The 19,999-nt window shown below is 65.7% G+C and carries 20 protein-coding genes and 1 pseudogene; 11 read left to right on the top strand and 10 right to left on the bottom strand.

Annotated elements, in window-relative coordinates; all coding sequences use genetic code 11:
* Positions 1 to 40: 40 nt before the first annotated feature.
* From ppa to SFA35_RS23135, 5 genes are all read right to left on the bottom strand, one after another.
* A complete protein-coding gene (gene ppa, locus SFA35_RS23155; RefSeq protein ID WP_008374799.1) occupies positions 41 to 568 on the bottom strand; it encodes an inorganic diphosphatase in 528 nt (175 codons plus the stop codon).
* A 142-nt stretch (positions 569 to 710) separates the two neighbouring features.
* The gene (locus tag SFA35_RS23150) at positions 711 to 1,523 is read right to left on the bottom strand and encodes a M90 family metallopeptidase (RefSeq protein ID WP_320573071.1); all 813 of its coding nucleotides are present in this window, start codon (positions 1,521 to 1,523) and stop codon (positions 711 to 713) included.
* A 3-nt stretch (positions 1,524 to 1,526) separates the two neighbouring features.
* On the bottom strand, positions 1,527 to 2,165 hold the full coding sequence (locus SFA35_RS23145) for a DedA family protein (protein WP_320573069.1): 639 nt from the start codon (positions 2,163 to 2,165) through the stop codon (positions 1,527 to 1,529).
* Positions 2,166 to 2,375: 210 nt separating this feature from the next.
* A complete protein-coding gene (locus SFA35_RS23140; RefSeq protein ID WP_320573067.1) occupies positions 2,376 to 3,770 on the bottom strand; it encodes an ethanolamine ammonia-lyase subunit EutB in 1,395 nt (464 codons plus the stop codon).
* Between the two features lie 117 nt (positions 3,771 to 3,887).
* Positions 3,888 to 5,408 carry an aldehyde dehydrogenase family protein gene (locus SFA35_RS23135; protein ID WP_320573064.1) on the bottom strand — a complete coding sequence of 507 codons (1,521 nt, stop codon included), beginning with the start codon at positions 5,406 to 5,408 and terminating at the stop codon, positions 3,888 to 3,890.
* A gap of 295 nt (positions 5,409 to 5,703) precedes the next feature.
* Between SFA35_RS23135 and SFA35_RS23130 the strand changes: the two genes are divergently transcribed.
* From SFA35_RS23130 to SFA35_RS23115, 4 genes are all read left to right on the top strand, one after another.
* Complete coding sequence (locus SFA35_RS23130) at positions 5,704 to 7,617, top strand: sigma-54-dependent Fis family transcriptional regulator (RefSeq protein WP_320573063.1); 1,914 nt, start codon at positions 5,704 to 5,706, stop codon at positions 7,615 to 7,617.
* A gap of 77 nt (positions 7,618 to 7,694) precedes the next feature.
* Complete coding sequence (gene mpl, locus SFA35_RS23125) at positions 7,695 to 9,044, top strand: UDP-N-acetylmuramate:L-alanyl-gamma-D-glutamyl-meso-diaminopimelate ligase (RefSeq protein ID WP_320573061.1); 1,350 nt, start codon at positions 7,695 to 7,697, stop codon at positions 9,042 to 9,044.
* Positions 9,041 to 9,670, top strand: coding sequence for a flavin prenyltransferase UbiX (ubiX, locus tag SFA35_RS23120; protein WP_320573059.1), 630 nt, complete (start codon positions 9,041 to 9,043; stop codon positions 9,668 to 9,670). The genes mpl and ubiX overlap by 4 nt, the downstream gene beginning before the upstream one ends.
* Entirely contained in the window at positions 9,663 to 9,950 is a 288-nt protein-coding gene (locus SFA35_RS23115) for a YceK/YidQ family lipoprotein (RefSeq protein ID WP_320573057.1), read from the top strand. The genes ubiX and SFA35_RS23115 overlap by 8 nt, the downstream gene beginning before the upstream one ends.
* Before the next feature lie 91 nt (positions 9,951 to 10,041).
* Here SFA35_RS23115 and SFA35_RS23110 read toward each other — a convergent pair whose 3' ends face one another.
* The 3 genes from SFA35_RS23110 to SFA35_RS23100 all read right to left on the bottom strand — a co-directional run bounded on the left by SFA35_RS23110 (position 10,042) and on the right by SFA35_RS23100 (position 12,989).
* Positions 10,042 to 10,683: an oxidoreductase gene (locus tag SFA35_RS23110; RefSeq protein WP_320573055.1), complete on the bottom strand. Its 642-nt coding sequence runs from the start codon at positions 10,681 to 10,683 to the stop codon at positions 10,042 to 10,044.
* A gap of 36 nt (positions 10,684 to 10,719) precedes the next feature.
* On the bottom strand, positions 10,720 to 12,450 hold the full coding sequence (locus SFA35_RS23105; protein ID WP_320573054.1) for a C13 family peptidase: 1,731 nt from the start codon (positions 12,448 to 12,450) through the stop codon (positions 10,720 to 10,722).
* An 83-nt stretch (positions 12,451 to 12,533) separates the two neighbouring features.
* Entirely contained in the window at positions 12,534 to 12,989 is a 456-nt protein-coding gene (locus tag SFA35_RS23100; RefSeq protein ID WP_320573052.1) for a MaoC family dehydratase, read from the bottom strand.
* Between the two features lie 149 nt (positions 12,990 to 13,138).
* Here SFA35_RS23100 and SFA35_RS23095 point away from each other — a divergent pair, with 149 nt between their 5' ends.
* The 3 genes from SFA35_RS23095 to SFA35_RS23085 are packed head-to-tail and all read left to right on the top strand — an operon-like array spanning position 13,139 to position 14,811.
* Positions 13,139 to 13,498 (top strand): CidA/LrgA family protein, encoded by a 360-nt coding sequence (locus SFA35_RS23095; RefSeq protein WP_320573050.1) that lies wholly within the window; start codon positions 13,139 to 13,141, stop codon positions 13,496 to 13,498.
* Positions 13,495 to 14,211 carry an LrgB family protein gene (locus tag SFA35_RS23090; protein ID WP_320573048.1) on the top strand — a complete coding sequence of 239 codons (717 nt, stop codon included), beginning with the start codon at positions 13,495 to 13,497 and terminating at the stop codon, positions 14,209 to 14,211. Before SFA35_RS23095 ends, SFA35_RS23090 begins: the two co-directional genes overlap by 4 nt.
* A gap of 9 nt (positions 14,212 to 14,220) precedes the next feature.
* Entirely contained in the window at positions 14,221 to 14,811 is a 591-nt protein-coding gene (locus SFA35_RS23085) for an LON peptidase substrate-binding domain-containing protein (protein WP_320573046.1), read from the top strand.
* Positions 14,812 to 14,879: 68 nt separating this feature from the next.
* Here SFA35_RS23085 and SFA35_RS23080 read toward each other — a convergent pair.
* Positions 14,880 to 16,193: pseudogene (locus SFA35_RS23080) on the bottom strand (bifunctional DedA family/phosphatase PAP2 family protein); the annotation flags it as partial.
* A 17-nt stretch (positions 16,194 to 16,210) separates the two neighbouring features.
* Positions 16,211 to 16,903, bottom strand: coding sequence for a DNA-3-methyladenine glycosylase (locus SFA35_RS23075; protein WP_320573042.1), 693 nt, complete (start codon positions 16,901 to 16,903; stop codon positions 16,211 to 16,213).
* 191 nt (positions 16,904 to 17,094) lie between these two features.
* Between SFA35_RS23075 and SFA35_RS23070 the strand changes: the two genes are divergently transcribed.
* From SFA35_RS23070 to rlmH, 4 genes are read left to right on the top strand one after another with little or no spacing between them, the layout of a single operon-like run.
* Entirely contained in the window at positions 17,095 to 18,369 is a 1,275-nt protein-coding gene (locus SFA35_RS23070) for a glutamate-5-semialdehyde dehydrogenase (protein ID WP_320573040.1), read from the top strand.
* 41 nt (positions 18,370 to 18,410) lie between these two features.
* Positions 18,411 to 19,058 (top strand): nicotinate-nucleotide adenylyltransferase, encoded by a 648-nt coding sequence (gene nadD / locus SFA35_RS23065; protein WP_320579197.1) that lies wholly within the window; start codon positions 18,411 to 18,413, stop codon positions 19,056 to 19,058.
* 1 nt (position 19,059) lies between these two features.
* Positions 19,060 to 19,497, top strand: a complete 438-nt coding sequence (gene rsfS, locus SFA35_RS23060) for a ribosome silencing factor (protein ID WP_414058562.1) — start codon at positions 19,060 to 19,062, stop codon at positions 19,495 to 19,497.
* A 9-nt stretch (positions 19,498 to 19,506) separates the two neighbouring features.
* On the top strand, positions 19,507 to 19,974 hold the full coding sequence (gene rlmH, locus SFA35_RS23055; RefSeq protein WP_320573038.1) for a 23S rRNA (pseudouridine(1915)-N(3))-methyltransferase RlmH: 468 nt from the start codon (positions 19,507 to 19,509) through the stop codon (positions 19,972 to 19,974).
* The last annotated feature ends 25 nt before the right edge of the window (positions 19,975 to 19,999 follow it).

The raw sequence follows: 19,999 nt of genomic DNA, 5'->3' as shown, positions 1-19,999 counted from the left end.
AAGCCCCGGCACCGGCCGGGGCTTTACTGTTACCGCGTGATCAGCCCTTGTAGGCAGCGACCGACTTGGTGATTTCGGCGCGGGCGGCGTCAGCGTTGCCCCAGCCTTCGATCTTGACCCACTTGCCTTTCTCGAGATCCTTGTAGTTCTCGAAGAAGTGCTTGATCTGCTCCAGCAGCAGCGCGGGCAGGTCGGTGTATTCCTTCACGTCCACGTACAGCTGCGACAGCTTGTCGTGAGGCACGGCCAGGACCTTGGCATCGCCGCCGCCGTCGTCGGTCATGTGCAGGATGCCGACCGGGCGAGCGCGGATCACCGAACCTGGAGCCACCGGGTAAGGGGTGACCACCAGCACGTCGAGGGGGTCGCCGTCGTCGGCCAGGGTGTTGGGGATGAAGCCGTAGTTGGCCGGGTAGAACATCGGGGTGGCCATGAAGCGGTCGACGAACAGGGTGTCGCTGTCCTTGTCGATCTCGTATTTGATCGGCGCGTGGTTGGCCGGAATCTCGATGGCGACGTAGATGTCGTTCGGCAGGTCTTTGCCAGCCGGAATCTTGCTGTAGCTCATGGGCGTTGCCCCCGTTGTAGGCCAGTAAAATATGGCCGCTGTGGCCAAAAAGTGGTGGCGATTATAGGCACATTAACGGCACCTTGCCATGTTTGCCGGGGCGCTTTCCCGGATCGAAAGTGGCAGGGAACCGCGCGCGGTATCACTCCGACGCTTTGTATTGGGGATGGTTCGCCTGCAAGCGCTGCAATCGACTCAGCGGATCCTGGCGGTAGAAAGCTGCCAGCTGCCGGTAGACCTCGGGGTAGGTGGCAGACAGCAGGTCCGGAGCGCTGAAGAAATATTCGCTGGTGACGGCGAAGAACTCCGCGGGGTTCTCTGCCGCATAGGGGTCGATGGTGGTATCGGCATCGGGGTGGCGGTCGAGCTGGCGATTGAGGTCGTCATACGCGCCCTGCATGGCGCTGGCCCAGTCTTGCACGCGCATGTCGCTGTGCAGCGGCGGGTGGCCGTTGGCATCGCCGTTGAGCATGTCGAGTTTGTGCGCGAGTTCGTGAACCACCAGGTTGTAGCCGTCCCAGCCGCCGCTGGCCAGCACGCCGGACCAGGCGAGAATCACCGGGCCGTGTTGCCAGGCCTCGCCGCTGTGTTCGCCGTCCCACTGGTGCTCCACGCCGCTGGCGTCGCGGTGGCGTTGCGGGCTGAGGAAGTCGTCGGCGTACAGGATGATCTCGTGGAAGCCCTGGTACCAGTTCAGCTCGGCCAGGTGCAGCAGCGGCAGTTGCGCCTGGGCGGCGAGCAGCAGACGGTCCTGCTCGCTCAATTCGACGCCGGGCAGGCACGTCAGGTGCTTGGCCTGCAGGAACAGCACACTGCGCTCGCGCAGGCGCTGCTCCTCAGGTTCGTCGAGGCCGTCGAGAATGGCCAGATGCTGGCGTACCCCGTGCCAGGTCTGCGCATCCACCGGGTGCCGGGCGAGGGTGCGACGCCGCCGCCAGGCGCTCAGCGACCACACCGGTCAGGCGGTACGGGCTTTGCGGCTTTTCACCAGGCCGATGATCATCGGCAGCAGCGAGAGCAGGATGATGAAGACGATCAGCAGGGTCAGGTTCTTCTTGATGAACGGGATATTGCCGAAGAAATAACCCAAGGTGATCAGGCCGGCGACCCAGACCACACTGCCGGCGACACTGAAACCGAGAAAGCGTGGGTAGTGCATCTTGCCGATGCCGGCGACGAAGGGCGCGAAGGTGCGCAGGATCGGCAGGAAACGCGCCAGGGTGACGGTCTTGCCGCCGTGGTGCTCGTAGAACGCGTGGGTCTGGTCGAGGTAGTCGCGGCGAAAGATCTTCGAGTTGGGGTTGCTGAACAGCTTGTCGCCGGCCGTTCGGCCAATCACGTAGTTGGTGCTGTCGCCGAGGATGGCCGCCAGCATCAACAGGCCGCCCAGCAGCCAGGGGTCCATGCCGCCGCCTGCAGCGACGGCGCCGGCGATGAACAGCAGAGAGTCGCCTGGCAGGAAAGGTGTGACCACCAGGCCTGTTTCACAAAAGATCACCAGGAACAGAATGGCGTAGATCCACAGCCCATAGTTGCGCACCAGCATGTCGAGGTAGACGTCCAGATGCAGTATCAGGTCCAGAGGGTGAAATTCCATGTGCGACACCTGTTGTCAGTCACCCGCGTCCACGGGTGGGATAAAAAATGGGGGGCCAGTATACGGCCTGCGAGCCTGTGTGGGGGCTGAACGGGCGCATGTTCGGGCTGAGCATAACCGGCGATCTGTGAGTTTTATGTCACAAAATTGCAGATCTGGATCAGAAGCCGGGGCCGCAGTTTAGTTCGCGCCCGGCAGTCAGCGCCTGCGTCAATTCAGGCCGCGCAGGACATGGCCGAACGCGGCCGGCAAGTCGCGGCCAAGGCGCAGTTGCCCGTCCAGCCGGGTGAGAATGCCGGTGCGCTGCAGCCAGCGTTCGAACTCGGGTGCAGGTGCCAGGCCCAGCACCTTGCGCGCGTACAGGGCGTCGTGGAACGAGGTGGTCTGGTAGTTGAGCATGATGTCGTCGGAGCCCGGGATGCCCATGATGAAGTTGATGCCGGCCACGCCGAGCAGGGTCAGCAGGGTGTCCATGTCGTCCTGGTCGGCTTCGGCATGGTTGGTGTAGCAGATGTCGCAGCCCATGGGCACGCCGAGCAGCTTGCCGCAGAAGTGGTCTTCGAGGCCGGCGCGGATGATCTGCTTGCCGTTGTAGAGGTATTCCGGGCCGATGAAGCCGACCACGGTGTTGACCAGGAACGGCTTGTAGTGCCGCGCCACCCCGTAGGCGCGGGCTTCGCAGGTCTGCTGGTCGACGCCATGGTGGGCGTCGGCGGACAGCGCGCTGCCCTGGCCGGTCTCGAAGTACATGAGGTTGTCGCCGGCGCTGCCGCGCTTGAGGCTCTGCCCGGCTTCATAGCCCTCGCGCAGCAGCTCGAGGGTGACGCCAAAGCTGGCGTTGGCGGCCTGGGTGCCGGCGATGGACTGGAACACCAGGTCCAGCGGCACGCCCCGTTCGATCACCTCGATGGAGGTGGTGACGTGGGTCAGTACGCAGGCCTGGGTCGGAATGTCGTAGCGTTGGATGATGGCGTCGAGCATGTGCAGCAACTCGACAATGGCGCCGGTGCTGTCGCTGGCCGGGTTGATGCCGATCATGGCGTCGCCGTTGCCGTACAGCAGGCCGTCGAGGATGCTTGCGGCGATGCCGGCCGGGTCGTCGGTGGGGTGGTTGGGCTGCAGGCGCGTCGACAGCCGGCCACGCAGGCCGACGGTGCCGCGAAAGGCGGTGACCACGCGGATCTTCTGCGCCACCAGCACCAGGTCCTGGATGCGCATGATTTTCGACACGGCGGCGGCCATCTCCGGCGTGAGGCCTGGGGCCAGGGCGCGCAGGCTGTGCTCGTCGGCCTCGTCCCCGAGCAGCCAGTCGCGCAGGCCGCCGACGGTCAGATGGCTGACCGCGGCAAAGGCCTGGGCGTCATGGGTGTCGAGGATCAAGCGGGTGATTTCATCGGTTTCGTAGGGGATCAGCGCTTCTTGCAGAAAGTGCCTGAGCGGCACTTCGGCCAGGGCCATCTGCGCGGCGGCGCGTTCGCGATCGTTGCTGGCGGCGATTTCGGCCAGATAGTCGCCCGAGCGAGCGGGGCTGGCCTTGGCCATCAGTTGCTTGAGGCTGTCGAAGCGATAGGTCTGCTGGCCTGCGGTGTGGACGAACTGTGCCATGGCGCTTCTCCGTTACGACGTGGTGTCGGAAGGACAAGCCATTAGTACTCCAGCTCGCCGGCCCGGAGCAAGGCGCGTGAACAACCGGCCTGTTGCCAGGCCGGTTGCCGCGGCAGGTCAGAAGAACCCGAGGGGGTTGATGTCGTAGCTCACCAGCAGGTTCTTGGTCTGCTGGTAATGGTCGAGCATCATCTTGTGGGTTTCACGACCGACACCAGACTTCTTGTAGCCACCGAACGCGGCGTGCGCCGGGTACAGGTGGTAGCAGTTGGTCCAGACGCGACCGGCCTTGATGCCGCGGCCCATGCGCCAGGCGCGGTTGATGTCGCGGGTCCATACGCCGGCGCCGAGGCCGAACTCGGTGTCATTGGCGATGGCCAGGGCTTCGGCTTCGTCCTTGAAGGTAGTGATGCTGACCACCGGGCCGAAGATCTCCTCCTGAAACACGCGCATCTTGTTGGTGCCCTTGAGCAGGGTGGGCTGGATGTAGTAGCCGGTCGACAGGTTGCCCTCGAGTTTTTCCACCTTGCCGCCGGTCAGCAGCTCGGCGCCTTCCTGCTTGGCAATTTCCATGTAGGAGAGAATCTTGTCGAACTGTTGCTCGGAGGCCTGGGCGCCGACCATGGTCTCGGTATCCAGCGGGTCGCCGCGTTTGATCTGCTCGATCTTCTTCATCACCTCTTTCATGAAGGCTGGGTAGATCGACTCCTGCACCAGGGCCCGTGATGGGCAGGTGCAGACCTCGCCCTGGTTGAAGAAGGCCAGCACCAGGCCCTCGGCGGCCTTCTCGATGAAACTCTGCTCGGCGTTCATGATGTCTTCGAAGAAGATGTTCGGTGACTTGCCGCCCAGCTCCACGGTCGACGGAATGATGTTCTCGGCGGCGCATTTCATGATGTGCGAGCCTACCGGGGTGGAACCGGTGAAGGCGATCTTGGCGATGCGCTTGCTGGTGGCCAGTGCCTCGCCCGCTTCCTTGCCGAAGCCCTGCACGATGTTCAGCACGCCCGGCGGCAACAGGTCGCCGATCAGCTCGGCCAGTACGGTGATGCCCAGCGGGGTCTGTTCGGCCGGCTTGAGCACCACGCAGTTGCCGGCGGCCAGTGCCGGGGCGAGCTTCCAGGCGGCCATCAGGATCGGGAAGTTCCACGGGATGATCTGCCCGACCACGCCCAGCGGTTCATGGATGTGGTAGGCGACCGTGTTGCCGTCGATTTCCGCGGCACTGCCCTCCTGCGCGCGCAGGCAGCCGGCGAAGTAGCGGAAGTGATCGGCCGCCAGCGGGATGTCGGCGTTGAGGGTCTCGCGCACGGCCTTGCCGTTGTCCCAGGTTTCGGTGATGGCCAGCAGCTCCAGGTTCTGTTCGATGCGGTCGGCGATTTTCAACAGGGTCAGCGAGCGCGCCTGGACCGAAGTGCTGCCCCAGGCGTCGGCAGCGGCGTGGGCGGCGTCCAGCGCCTTGTCGATGTCCTCGACGCTGGAGCGGGGGAATTCGGCAATGGCCTGGCCGTTGACCGGCGATGTGGTGGTGAAATACTGGCCTTTGACCGGGGCGACGAATTCGCCACCGATGTAGTTCCCGTAGCGGCTCTTGAAGGATACGAGCGCGCCGTCGGTTCCGGGATGTGCGTAACGCATGGTAGGTGTCTCCTGCTCTTGTGCTTGTGGGGAGCTGCAACGATCCAGCTGATTGAACCGATCCAGGTCATTGAGCGTAGAGCAAAGGCTGGGCCACTGCTCTGCGAAGGCCTGGGAACACGGCGCGCGGGCGGGAGGCAGGGTCAATGCAACGGGCGGCTGTATCGGATACGGCACAGTCCGCCTGACACACTGTGTCAGTCGTGCAGCAAGTGGCCTTTCTGCGACTGAGGTCGGCTTGCGCAGAGCAGGGGCGAAGAGGATGCTGAGCCTTCGCTCCAGGGAGAATAATAAAATGCAGAGCAGCGATCTGAGCCGCCACGCCCGTCGCGTACTCACCGTGACCCAAGATCAGCCGCAAGGGGGCCAGGGTGACCCGTCCATTGCCCGTTCCTGGCGGCGCTGCTTGCAGGATTACCATTTGGACCCCGCTTTGGCCATCGCCCCTACGGTGCTGGAGCATGCGCACGTCCTCGAGCGTCGCGAGCAGCTGCGTCAGGTGCTGCTGGCGGTCGGCAGCGAGATGAGCCATCTGCATCAACAGCTCAGTGGCAGCGGCCATGCCGTGTTGTTGACCGACGCCAGTGGGGTGATCCTCAACTGCGTGACTGCGCCGGCCGAGCGGCGCGTGTTCGAGCAGGCCGGGCTGTGGCTGGGCGCCGACTGGAGCGAGGCCTGCGAAGGCACCAACGGCATCGGCACCTGCCTGGTCGAGCGCCAGGCCCTGACCATCCACCGTGACGAGCATTTTCGTGGTCGTCATACCCACCTGACGTGCTCGGCCAGCCCGGTGTTCGACCCCGATGGCGAATTGCTCGCGGTGCTCGATGTGTCCTCGGCGCGTGCCCAAGTCTCGCGCCAGAGCCAGTTCCACACGCAGACTCTGGTCAACCTGGCGGCCAAGATGATCGAAGGCCACTACTTCATCAATGCCCAGGCCCAGCACCTGCTGCTGCAGATTCACCTGCCGATGGGCTCCATGGGGCTGTTCAGCGAAGGGCTGCTGGCGTTCAGCGCCGCAGGGCGGATCGAGGCGGTCAACCAGAGTGCGCTGAACCTGCTCGGGCATTCGCGCGAGAGCCTCGTCGGGCGGCCGCTCGAAACCCTGTTCGACTGCCCGCTCGACTGGTTGCTGGCGCATGCCGGCGAGGACGCTGCGGCCAGCTGGCCGTTGCGTTGTCATGACGGGCGCCTGCTGTACGCGCGGGTCAAGGGACGGCCCGGCCCGGTCCGCGTGGCCTCTGCGCCGGCGACGCCGGTGGCCAGGACCGCGCCGCCTGCGGCCGACATCTGCCTGGGCGATGCTGGCCTTCAGCAGGATTTTCGTCGAGCCCTGCGGGTGTTCGAGCGCGACGTGCCGCTGCTGCTCAAGGGCGAGACCGGCTGTGGCAAGGAAGCCTTCGCCAAGGCCGTGCACCTGGCCAGCCAGCGCGCCGCTGGGCCGTTTGTGGCGCTCAACTGTGCGGCCATTCCGGAGAGCCTGATCGAAAGCGAGTTGTTCGGCTACGTGGGCGGCAGTTTTACCGGAGCGCGCAAGGAGGGCATGCGTGGCAAGCTGCAACAGGCCAACGGCGGCACTTTGTTGCTCGATGAGATCGGCGACATGCCGCTGGCCCTGCAGGCTCGTCTGCTGCGCGTGCTGGAGGAGCGCCAGGTGGTGCCGCTGGGTGGCGAGCCGGTGTCGCTGGATGTGCGCATCGTCAGTGCCAGCCACCGCGACCTGCAGGAGCGGGTCGTTGACGGGCGCTTTCGCGAAGACCTGTACTACCGGCTCAACGGTTTGGAGATCGCCCTGCCGCCGTTGCGCGAGCGCAGCGACAGGAGCCAGTTGCTGGATTTTCTCCTGGCCCGCGAGCTGGCCGGCGAGGAGCGCCGTGTGCAGCTGGCGCCGGCGGCGCGGCAGAGGTTGCTGGATTACGCCTGGCCGGGCAACGTGCGCCAGTTGCGCACGGTGTTGCGCACCCTGGTGGCCCTCTGCGAGGGCGCGATGATCGGCGTGGCCGACCTGCCGGCACTGGTGCGCCAGCCCGCGCCCTTGGCGCAGGCGCTGCCGGCGCCACTGGAACAGGCCGAGCGCAGCGCCCTGATCGAGGTGCTCGAGCAGCAGCATTGGCATATGACCCGGGCCGCCGAGGTGCTGGGCGTGAGCCGCAATACCTTGTATCGCAAGTTGCGCCGGCACGGCATCGAGAAGGCTACGGGCAGCTGAGCAAGGCCCCGGGCTATTCATCGCGTGAGATTTTGCGCCCCCTGCGCTAACCTGCGGCGATGTTTACGAGGCCAATCATGCATATTCACATTCTCGGTATCTGCGGCACCTTCATGGGCTCGCTGGCGGTGCTCGCCAAGGAATTGGGCCACCATGTGACCGGTTCCGACGCCAATGTCTATCCCCCGATGAGCACTCAGCTGCAGGCTCAGGGCATCGAGCTGATCCAGGGCTACGACGCGGCGCAGCTGGAGCCGGCGCCAGACCTGGTGGTGATCGGCAACGCGCTCTCGCGCGGCAACCCGGCGGTCGAATACGTGCTGAACAAGGGCCTGCCCTACGTGAGCGGGCCGCAGTGGCTGGCCGACCACGTGCTGCAGGGCCGCTGGGTGCTGGCCGTTGCCGGCACCCATGGCAAGACCAGCACCAGCAGCATGCTGGCCTGGGTGCTGGAACATGCCGGCATGAGCCCGGGCTTTCTGATCGGCGGCGTGCCGCAGAACTTCGCGGTCTCGGCGCGGCTCGGTGACACGCCGTTCTTCGTGGTCGAGGCCGACGAATACGACAGCGCCTTCTTCGACAAGCGTTCCAAGCTGGTGCACTACCGCCCGCGCACCGCAATCCTGAACAATCTGGAATATGATCACGCGGATATCTTCCCGGATCTGGCAGCCATCGAGCGGCAATTTCATCATCTGGTGCGGACGATCCCGGGCGAAGGCCTGATCATTCACCCTACCACCGAGCCGGCCCTGCAGCGCGTCATCGAGATGGGCTGCTGGACCCCAGTGCAAACCACCGGCGTTGGCGGGCAATGGCAGGCGCGGCTGTTGAGCGCCGACGGCTCGCGCTTCGAGGTGAGTTTCGAAGGTGTGCTGCAGGGCACTGTACAGTGGGGGCTGACCGGCCAGCACAATGTCGCCAATGCCCTGGCCACCCTGGCTGCCGCGCGTCACGTCGGCGTGGTCGGGGCTATGGGCGTGCAAGCGCTGAGCGCGTTCAAGAACGTCAAGCGGCGCATGGAGACTGTGGCGGTGGTCAACGGCGTCACCATTTACGACGACTTCGCCCATCACCCCACGGCCATCGCCACGACCCTGGATGGCTTGCGCCAGCGGGTGGGTGATGCGCCGATCATCGCCATCATCGAGCCGCGCTCCAACTCCATGAAGCTGGGCGCGCACCGCGACGGCCTGCCGGCCAGCGTGCGCGATGCCGACCAGGTCATCTGGTATGCCCCCCCCGGGCTGGGCTGGGACCTGGCGAGCACGGCCGCAGAATGCAGCATTCCCTCCCAGGTGGCGGACTCGCTGGAGGCGATCATCGCCCAGGTCAAGGCGCAGGCGGTGGCCGGCACCCAGGTCATCATCATGAGCAATGGCGGCTTTGGCGGCCTGCACCTGAAACTGGCCGAGGCCCTGCGATGAGCGGCCCGGAACGCATCACCCTGGCCATGACCGGCGCCTCGGGTGCGCAGTACGGCCTGCGCCTGCTCGACTGCCTGGTGCGGGAAGACCGCGAGGTGCACTTTCTGATTTCCAAGGCCGCACAGCTGGTGATGGCCACCGAGACCGACGTCAGCTTGCCACCCAAGCCGCAGGCAATGCAGGCCTTCCTCACCGAGTACACCGGCGCCCAGGCCGGGCAGATTCGCGTGTACGGCAAGGAAGACTGGATGTCGCCGGTGGCCTCGGGGTCCGGCGCGCCAGCGGCGATGGTGGTGGTGCCCTGTTCCACCGGCACTCTGTCGGCGATTGCCATGGGCGCCTGCAACAACCTGATCGAACGCGCAGCCGACGTCACCCTCAAGGAGCGTCGCCCGCTGATTCTGGTGCCGCGCGAGGCGCCGCTGTCGACCATCCACCTGGAGAACATGCTCAAGCTGTCGCGCATGGGCGCGGTGGTCCTGCCGGCGGCACCGGGCTTCTACCACCAGCCGCAGACCATCGACGACCTGATCGATTTCGTCGTGGCGCGGGTGCTCAACCTGCTGGATATTCCCCAGGACATGCTGCCGCGCTGGGGCCAGCATCATCTGGGTGGGGATGAGTAAGGCGCTGCTTTTGGTGCTGGCCGGCCTGCAACTGGCCGGCTGCGCCACCGCGCGCACCCTGGACGCCGCCAAGCCTGGGGCGCCGGTGGTGTACGCCGGCACGCGGCTGGACTGGTATGTGATCCAGGGTGGCTGTTGCGCCATGGATCATTTCGGCGCCGAGGCGCCAGGGTGGCCGGGGGTCGATCTAACGGCGAGTTTCCTGCTCGATACCTTGCTGCTGCCGGTGTCGTTGCTGACCGCGGCGGGGGTAGGGGTGTCAACCCGGGGTGGGTTGTAGTCATCATCCTGCTTGTGGGCGATGTGGGCGGGGCGAAGCCTTGAGAGGCCGCAAGGCCGGTTTGATTCGCATCCCTGCCAGCGGGCGCGTATCACTTGCCCAACCGGCGCAACTCATCGGACTCCACCACCCGAATCCCGTCCTGCTCTTCCAGCGCCAGGCGCCACAGCGCCCTGGCCAGCTGGCACGCCTCGATGCCGTGATAGCGCCCGGGAATCAGCCTGGACAGGGGCGCCGCAATCCGCTCAACCAGCCGCGGTTCGACCCGGTTGCCGATCAGCAGCGAAGGCCGGGCGATGGTCAGCTGCGGCCAGTTCTGCGCACGCAAGGCCTGCTCGGTTTCGCCTTTGACCCGGTTGTAGAAGATCGAGGACGCCGGGTCGGCGTCGATCGCGCTGATCACCAACAGGTGGCGTGCGCCCATGTCACGGGCGCGCTGGGCGTAGCGGACGATCAGGTCGTGATCGACCTGGCGGAAGGCCTCTTCGGAACCGGCGTCCTTGATGGTAGTGCCCAGGCAGCAATAGGCGATGTCGACCCGCCCTTCGAGCTCGGGCAGCAGGTCGGCGATGTTGCCCACCGGGTTTTCCAGGTGCGGGTGCTCGGCCAGCGGCCGGCGAGTGGGCGCCAGGACCCGGCTGATGGTCGGCTCGTTGAGCAGACGGTCGAGCAGGTGCTCGCCGGTCAATCCAGTGGCTCCTGCCAGGAGGATGTGCTGGGGGGTCAAATACATGTTTCTCTCCTTCGAAACGGATGCCTGCCAATCGCTTCAGCGGGTCATGACGCTGGCCTGCGAGGCATTCTGCAATGCGTTGCGGGCCTGCTGCTGGCGCAGGCGCTGCCAGTGCGCCAGAACCGTTTTGGGTGCCCAGATCTGCGGTTCGGAGGCTTCGAAATTGTCGGCGATTTCTCGTTCGGCAACGTGGCCGCGGGCAAGTTCGAAGGCCTGCTGCAAATCATCGGTTTCGTTCAGCGCCTGGGCGAACAAGGCGTCACCGAAGTAGGTGAAGTCGGCCTCCTCCGAGCAGCCGAACGAAACCCGGTCGGCCCGCGAAGCGGTCATGATCAATGTATGCTCATCTTTCAGGGCGGGGATGAAACCTCCTGAGTAGCAGGCCGAGATGACGATGATCTTGTCGCGATTCTTCAGCGGCGCCAGCAGCGTGGCCAGTTGATCGGCCGGAAGGTCGGCCAGCTGCAGGCGCGGCTGGTCGAGGACCAGTTCGTGCTCGCTGGTGCCATGGCTGCTCAGGTAGATGAGCACCAGGTCGTCGGGGCGGCTGCGTTCGGCAAGGGTGCGGATCGAGCGGGCGAGGGTCTCGCGGCTGGCCATGGGGCGGTCGGCGAGATGGTCACGGTGGTTGACCAGGGTGATCTGGCCGGTGGCGCCGAAGCGGCTGGCGAGCATGTGGCTGACGTAGTCGGCCTCGCGCATGAACACGCTCTGCTGGCCGTCGCCACCCAGCGCCAGGGTGTACAGGTTGATGCCGGAAGAGGAGCGCGGTACCGCTGCCAGCGCCTCGTCGAGCAGGCGGCCCTGGTTGAGCAGGCCGAGGTCGAGCGGGTCGGGCAGCAGCTGGCCCTGTTCGTCGCGCACGCGCTGGCCGTTGAGCCAGGTGCCACCCTGCACGTTGCCGTTCTTGGCGACCAGGCGGCCCTGGCCCTCATAGGTGTCGTTGTCGAACTGGCCGGTGTACACGCTGCCGTCGCTGAGGTTCAGGCTGCCGCTGCCGGAGAATTTCCACTCGTTGAACTCGCCCTTGTAGTGGCTGCCGTCGGCGCCCAGCAGCTCGCCGTGGCCGGTCAGGGCGCCGTCCTTGAACTCGCCGATCCACACGTCGCCGTCGGAGTTTTCGTAGCGGCCGCGGCCGTCCAGCTGGCTGTGGCGAAAGTTGCCGATGTACTGGTCGCCGTCGGCGCTGTTGTAGTTGCCGTGGCCTTCGAGCATACCGTCGACGAAGTTGCCGCTGAAGTGGTTGCCCGCCGCGTCGCTGCGCTGGCCTTCGCCGTTGGGCTTGCCATGGGCGAACTGCCCCTGATACTGGCTGCCGTCGGCCAGCTCGAGGTGGCCATTGCCCGAATACTGGTCGTCCTTGAAGCCGCCGCGATAGCTGACCCCCGGTTCCTTGAGGGTGCCTTCGCCGTCGCGCCGCCCTTGCAGGAAACCGCCGGTGTAGGTGGCTCCGTGGGCCACGAGGGTGCCCTGGCCCTCGAACAGGCCGTGGTTGAAGCCGCCTTTGTAGGTTTCGCCGTTGCGCCCGTGCCACTCGCCTTCGCCATGCCACTGGCCGTCGGCGAACTGGCCAATGTAGCCGCTGCCGTTGGGGTAGTCGATACGCCCCTGGCCTTGCAGCACGCCGTTGACCACTTCGCCGCGGTAGCGGCCGCCATCGGGCAGGCGCGCGTCGGGCGGCGACAGCGGTTCACCTTCGCCGCAGGCGGCGAGCAGGAGGGCGAGGGCGATGGGGGCGAGGGGCGTGAGTGGAGCGAGTGGGCGCATGACAGGATCCGGGCAGATATGCGCCTGAGTATGCCGTACATGTCGCCCTTGAAACAGTCACCCAGCGCCTTTAAACGCCCCGCCTAGATGAAACAAAGCGAGAGCGGCTCGGCAATCAGCGCGGGTTTTTCTTCACCGTCTATTTCCAGGGTGACGATGGCCTTCAGCAACCATTGGCCCGGTTTCTTCTCGCGCACATCGTCGAGCATGACGCTCAGGCGCACCTGTGAATCGACCTTGATCGGCTGAATGAAGCGCACGCTGTCGAGCCCGTAGTTGATCACCATCTGCAACCCCTCGGGCAGCACCAGGAGGTCCTCCATCAGCAGCGGAATCAGCGACAGCGACAGAAACCCATGGGCGATGGTGCAGCCGAACGGACCTTGCGCCGCGCGCACCGGGTCGACATGGATATATTGGAAGTCGCCGGTGGCCTGAGCGAACAGATCGATGCGCGCCTGGTCGATGGTCAGCCAGCGCGACACCCCCAGGTGGCTGCCGGCGTAGCGGGGTAATTCCTCGATCGGGGCCTGACGCATCGGGGTGTTCCTTGCGGTTGGGGAGGGGTCGGCAAGCCTAGGCGGGCCTCGGCGGGGCGGTCAAGCCACCCCCGGCGGCGCGAATGATGGATGATAGGCGCCAGCCTGGCGTGCTTATAATGGGCGGCGCATGCCTGTCGGAGATTGCTATGTTGCTACGGGGTCTGACCTGGCTGGTGCTGTTCCAGTTGCTTGGCACCGCGCTCAACCACCTGCTGTTGCCGATGCTGCCAGGGCCGATCATCGGCCTGGTGCTGCTGTTGGCCTACCTCATGCTCAGAGGCGCCGTGGCCGAGCCGCTGGCCGTGGCCAGTGCCGGGCTGCTGCGCTATCTGCCTTTGCTGCTGGTGCCACCTGCGGTCGGGGTGATGGCCTACACCCGCGACATCGCCGCCGACTTCTGGGCCATCGCCGGTGCCCTGGTGATTTCGCTGATCCTAGGCATGGCCCTGGCCGGCTGGCTGATGCAGCGCATGATGCGTCGGCGCCGCACGGAGGACCTGCCGTGAATCTCGATTGGCAGGGCACTTTCGCCGTGGTGGTGCACCATCCGCTGTTCGGCATCGGTGTGACGTTGGGGGTCTACCAGCTGGCGCTGGCGGCCTTCGAGAAGACCCGCTGGCTGTTCCTGCAACCGGTGCTGCTGTCGATGCTGGTGGTGATCGGCGTCCTCCTGCTGTGCGGGCTGGACTACGCCGAATACCGCAGGAGCACTGACATCATGGGGGTGCTGCTGGGGCCGGCCACGGTCGCCCTGGCCATTCCGCTGTACCAGAACCTGCGGCGCATCCGTCAGTTGTTCCTGCCGACCTTGACTACGCTGGTAGTAGGCGGCGTCTTCGCCACCGGGCTGGGCCTGTTGCTGGGCTGGCTGCTGGGGGCCAAGCCGATGATCCTCATGACCCTGGCGCCCAAGTCGGTGACCTCGCCGATCGCCATGCTGGTGGCCCAGCAGATTGGCGGGGTGGCGGGCCTGGCGGCGGTGTTCGTGCTGATCACCGGGGTGATCGGTGCCATTATCGGTCCGGCGCTGCTGACCCGCCTGGGCGTGGTCCAGCCCGAAGCGCGTGGCATGGCCCTGGGTCTGACCGCGCACGCGGTGGGCACCTCGGTGGCGTTGCAGGAGAGCGAGGAGTGTGGCGCATTCGCTGCGTTGGCGATGAGCCTGATGGGCGTTGCCACGGCGGTTTTCCTGCCGTTGGCCGTGAGTCTGTTCGTTTAAGGAATGCTTATGATGGTGCCGTTGTTTCCGCTCAATACCGTGCTGTTTCCCGGCTGCACGCTCGACCTGCAGATTTTCGAGGCGCGCTACCTCGACATGATCGGGCGCTGCATGAAGCAGGGCGCCGGATTTGGTGTCGTGTGCATTCTGCGCGGCGAAGAGGTCGGCGCTGCGCCCAGTGATCACGCGCTGATCGGCTGCGAAGCGCGCATCACCGATTTTCAGCAGCAGGACAACGGCCTGCTGGGGATTCGCGTGCAGGGCGGTCGGCGTTTTCGCGTGCTGAGCACCGAGGTGCAGCGCGACCAGTTGCTGATGGCTGAAGTGCAGTGGCTGGACGAGGCCGCCGATGCACCTCTGCAGGAAGAGGATGAGGACCTGCTGGCCCTGCTCCTGGCGCTCGCCGAGCACCCGATGGTGGCGGCGCTGGACATGGCCACCGGCGCCTCCGGCCGCCAGTCGCTGGCCAACCAGCTGGGCTACCTGCTGCCCTTTACCGAAGAAGAGAAGCTCGAGCTGCTGGAGCTCGGCGACCCGCACGCGCGGCTCGCCGCCATCCAGCTGTTGCTCGATCAGTTGCAGGGCGAACTGTTCGCCTGATCGGCCTTGTTCGCCTGTTCCTGACCCACCGGCGTGTCGCAGGCCTGTTGCTGGATGTGCAGCTCAGGGTAGGCGTAGCGCTCGAACTCATGACTGAACTCGGTGGTGGCGAAAAAACCCAGCAGGATCACGCATGCCGGCACCATCAGCCACCAGGTGCGCGGCGGCTGGGCCGGTAGTTTTTCCTTGTACTGCACCAGCGACAGGCTGACGGCGCACAGGGTGCAGGCCAGCAGCGCGCCGGCCAGCACGTCGGTGGGCCAGTGCGCGCCCAGGTACAGCCGCGAAATGCAGATCGCCAGTGCCGGCAGGGCGCCCAGCAGCAGCCAGGTCACGCGCAGGCGCGGCGGTTGGCTGCGGCCGGCCAGCACCGCCAGGGTCAGGAACAGCGCAAACGCCGCCGAGCTGTGCCCGCTGGGCATGCTGAACGTGGTCAACGGGGTGGACAGCACCTCGGGGCGGGCGCGGGAGAACAGGGCCTTGATCGCGGTGTTGCCCAAGGCCGTGCCCAGGGTGGTGCCGAGCGCGAAGAGGGCAGCCCGCCATTGGCGGGTCAGCAGCAGGATGGCAATAATGGTGCCCGCCACCACCAACTGGCTGCGAAAGTCCCCGGCTTTGGTGATGCGCACCATGATCGGGTCGAGGACGCTGTTGCGGTGCTGCTGAATCAGCGTCATCAGGCCCTCGTCGAAATGGCTCATCCACGGCCAGCCGATCAGCAACGCCGCGAGCATCAGCAGGCTGGCACCGGCAATCAGCCGCGTGCCGCGTTCGCGCGCCTGCAGGCTGGTGTGGATGCTCAGGCCGATCAGGATGGCGACGCCGGCCACCACCAGCCCGGCCTGCGGCCAGAACCCGTCGGGCAGCGGCAGCCGGGTGGCGGCGCCGGTGGCCCAGCCGGGCAGCAGGTAGGCCACCGACCAGCCCGCAGCCGCCACCAGGCTGACCAGGGCAAAGCGCAGCAGCGGGAAATCCAGCATGCCGGCTACCATCGGCAGCATGGGCCGCAACGGGCCGATGAAGCGTCCCACCAGCAGGCTGGCAATGCCATAGCGTTGAAAATAGCTTTCGGCGGTGCCAATCCACTCAGGGTGCGTGCGCAGCAGCGGCAGCTTGCGGATGCCTTCATGAAAGCGTCGGCCGAGGAAGTACGACACGGCGTCGCCCAGCAGGCCGCCGAGGTAGCCCAGCAGCAGCACCTCGCCAAGCCCCAGCGGGCCGCGACCGGCCAGCACCGCGACGGCGAACAGCACCACGGTGCCGGGGACGATGATGCCGGCGATGGCCAGGCATTCCACGAAGGCAATCAAGAAGATGGCCAGGGCCAGCCATTCAGGGTGGCTGCCCAACCAGAGGGTCAGGCTGTCGAGCCATTGGCCCATGAGTCAGTTTCCTTTTGTCAGCGTTTCAGCAGTGAATAGTCGCGGCCTTCGAGCTGGCCGCGGCGTAGTGGGTTGCGCGTGCAATGCCGTGCGTATTCGGCGTCGACGAAGCGGTAGGGCAGGTGCTCGTCACGCCCGGCCGGGATGCCCAGCCGTGTGGTCTGGATGATGCGTGGCGGGACGATGCCGACGTCGTCGACGAACAGTTGCTCGATATCGAAACGTCGCGCGTCCCAGTTCGGCACCTTCAGGCCCAGGGCCCGGCACAGCAGGGTCTGCCCGGCGCACAGGCGTTCGAGGGGGCGGGGCTGCCCGCTGGCGTCGGGGTTGTTGAGCTGCATCTGCGCCAGTGCGTTGGCGTCCGAGTAGCCGTCGAGCCAGGGGAAGGCCGACTTGATCAGCACCGCGTTGCCGGGGCCGCCGGCGCTGAAGTTCAGCGAGTCGCCACCGCGGGCGTAGTACATATAGATGTGGCCGCCTTCGAGAAACAGCGCCTTGCGCTTTTCGGTGTAGCCCAGCGAGGCGTGGCTGCCCTTTTCGTCGAGGTAGTAGGCTTCGGTTTCGATGATGCGCGCCGCCAGCCAATACGCCCCGTGACGATGGCGGATCACCTTGCCCAGCAGCTCGCGAGCCAGCAGCTGCGCGTCGCGATCGAAGAAGCTGTCGGGCAATGGCCGCGCTTGGGGCCATGGGGCTGGGCTGTGGGGCATGTGTTCGGACCTGGCGGACAAGCGCCGCATCATAGCAATTCCAGCCTTAATGACAGCTTAACTGCCCCCTTGACTGCAATTTGCAACAAAAAGGCCGGGAGATTTCGACCATCCGCCCGTCACTGCTGTTAGTCCAACCATGTGGCAGCTATAATCAGCCGCTTTCCTCTTCGCCAAGACCTTCAGAGACCATGACTGAGTCCGTTCTTGACTACATGACCCGCCTGGGCCGGGCCGCACGCGCGGCCTCCCGGGTGATCGGCCGGGCCAGCACCGCGCAAAAGAACCGCGCCCTGCTGGCTACGGCCAACGCGCTCGATGCCGCCCGCGCCGAGCTGGTCGCTGCCAACGAGCAGGACCTGGCGGCCGGTCGTGCCAATGGCCTGGAGCCGGCCATGCTCGAGCGCCTGGCGCTGACCCCGGCGCGCATCGACAGCATGATGCTCGGCCTGCGTCAGGTGGCCAACCTGCCCGACCCGGTGGGCGCGATTCGCGACATGAGCTATCGGCCGTCGGGCATTCAGGTCGGCAAGATGCGCGTGCCCCTGGGCGTGGTCGGGATCATCTACGAGTCGCGGCCCAACGTCACCATCGACGCTGCCAGCCTGTGCCTGAAGTCCGGCAACGCGACCATCCTGCGTGGCGGCTCCGAGGCCATTCATTCCAACCGCGCCATCGCCGCCTGCATCGCTCGTGGCCTGGCCGAAGCCGGCCTGCCGGAAACCGTGGTGCAGGTGGTGCAGACCACCGACCGCGCGGCAGTGGGCGCGCTGATCACCCAGCCCGAGTACGTCGACATCATCGTTCCGCGCGGTGGCAAGGGCCTGATCGAACGGGTCAGCCGCGACGCCAAGGTGCCGGTGCTCAAGCACCTGGACGGCATCTGCCATGTGTATGTGGCTGCCGGCGCCGATCTGGCCATGGCCCAGCGCATCGCCTTCAACGCCAAGACCTACCGCTACGGCATCTGCGGCGCCATGGAGACCCTGCTGGTCGACCAGGCAGTGGCCGCCGACTTCCTGCCGGGCATGGCCGCACAGTTTCGCGACAAGGGTGTGGAGCTGCGCGGTTGCGCCCGCACCCAGGCGCTGATCGACATCAAGCCGGCCAGCGAAGACGACTGGAGCACCGAATACCTGGCGCCGATCCTGTCGATTCGCATCGTCGACGGCCTCGACCAGGCCATCGAACACATCAACCATTACGGCTCGCACCATTCCGATGCCATCGTTACCGAGTGGCAGGGCGAGGCCCGGCGCTTCATCGCCGAGGTCGATTCCTCCTCGGTCATGCACAACGCGCCCACCAGCTTTGCCGATGGCTTCGAATATGGCCTGGGCGCCGAGATCGGCATTTCCACCGACAAGCTGCACGCCCGTGGCCCGGTCGGGCTGGAAGGCCTGACCTGCGAGAAGTACGTGGTCATCGGTGACGGAGTGGCCTTGCGCGGTCAGGAGCCGGGCTGATCTTGGCAGGCCTGTCGTCTGCGGACGCCCGAGACGCTGCCCTGCCACCCCGCCGAATCGGGGTGCTGGGCGGTACCTTCGACCCGGTGCACATCGGCCATCTGCGCAGCGCGCTGGAAGTGGCACAAAGCCTGGGTCTGGACGAAGTACGTCTGACGCCCAACGCGCGCCCGCCGCATCGCGACGTGCCGCAGGTGGCTGCCGCCGACCGTCTGGCCATGGTCGAAAGCGCCGTGCAGGATGTGCGCCTGTTGACCGTGGACGCCCGCGAGCTGCAGCGCGACAAGCCGTCCTACACTATCGACACCCTGGAGTCGATGCGCGCCGAACTGGCTGCGCACGACCAGCTGATTTTACTGCTGGGCTGGGACGCCTTCTGCGGGCTGCCTTCCTGGCATCGTTGGGAAGAGCTGCTGCAGCACTGCCACATCCTGGTCCTGCAACGACCTGATGCAGACACCGAGCCACCGTTTGCCTTGCGCAACCTGCTGGCGGCGCGTTCGGTCAGCGACCCGTTGGCCCTCAAGGGGCCCAGCGGGCAGATTACATTCGTCTGGCAGACACCGCTCGCGGTGTCTGCCACCCAGATCCGCCAACTGCTGGCCAGCGGTAAGTCGGTACGTTTCCTGGTGCCTGACGCGGTACTGGCCTATATCGAGGCGCACGGGCTGTACCGTTCGCCCACTTGAACTGAATGAGTTTTCTATGACTAACGAAACAACGAATTACGACAACGAACTGGTCAAGGCCGCTGTCGCCGCACTGGAAGACGTCAAGGCCCAGGACATCCTGGTCATCGACGTGCGCGAGAAGCAGAGCATCACCGACTACATGATCATCGCCACCGGTACGTCCAGCCGCCAGATCAATGCCATGCTCGACAAGGTTCGCGAGAACGTCAAAGCCAAGGGCCACAAGCCACTGGGCGAAGAAGGCAAGGGCGAAGAAGGCAAGGGCGACAGCGACTGGGTGCTGCTGGATATCGACACCGTCATCGTGCACATGATGACCGCCGCCTCTCGCCAGTTCTACGACCTTGAGCGTCTGTGGCAAGGTGCCGAGCAGAGCCGTGCGGCCAGCGGTGCGCACCATACTCCGGGCAACGATTTCTCCTCGGAAAAACACTAAGGGTCTGCGATGCGCCTGCGTCTGATCGCGGTCGGCTCGCGCATGCCCAAGTGGGTCGAGGAAGGCTGGCATGAGTATGCCAAGCGCCTGCCTGCCGAGCTGCCGCTGGAGCTGGTCGAGATACCGCTCAACACCCGCGGCAAGAACGCCGACGTAGCCCGTTTCATCCGCCAGGAAGGCGAGGCGATGCTGGCCAAGGTGCAGCCGGGCGAGCGTATCGTCACCCTTGAGGTGCACGGCAAGCCGTGGAGCACCGAGCAGCTGGCGGTCGAATTGGACCGCTGGCGGCTGGATGCGCGAACCGTCAATTTCATGGTCGGCGGGCCCGAGGGCCTGGCGCCTGAGGTCTGCGCGCGCGCCGACCAGCGCTGGTCGCTGTCGGCGCTGACCCTGCCGCACCCACTGGTTCGCATCTTGATTGGCGAGCAGATGTATCGCGCCTGGACGGTTCTGTCCGGGCACCCTTACCACAAGTAATCACCGACAAGCCGCCGACTCGCCG

Source organism: Pseudomonas sp. HR96 (genome assembly GCF_034059295.1).
Taxonomy (GTDB): Bacteria; Pseudomonadota; Gammaproteobacteria; order Pseudomonadales; family Pseudomonadaceae; genus Aquipseudomonas.
This window is presented reverse-complemented; position numbering and strand designations above follow the sequence as displayed.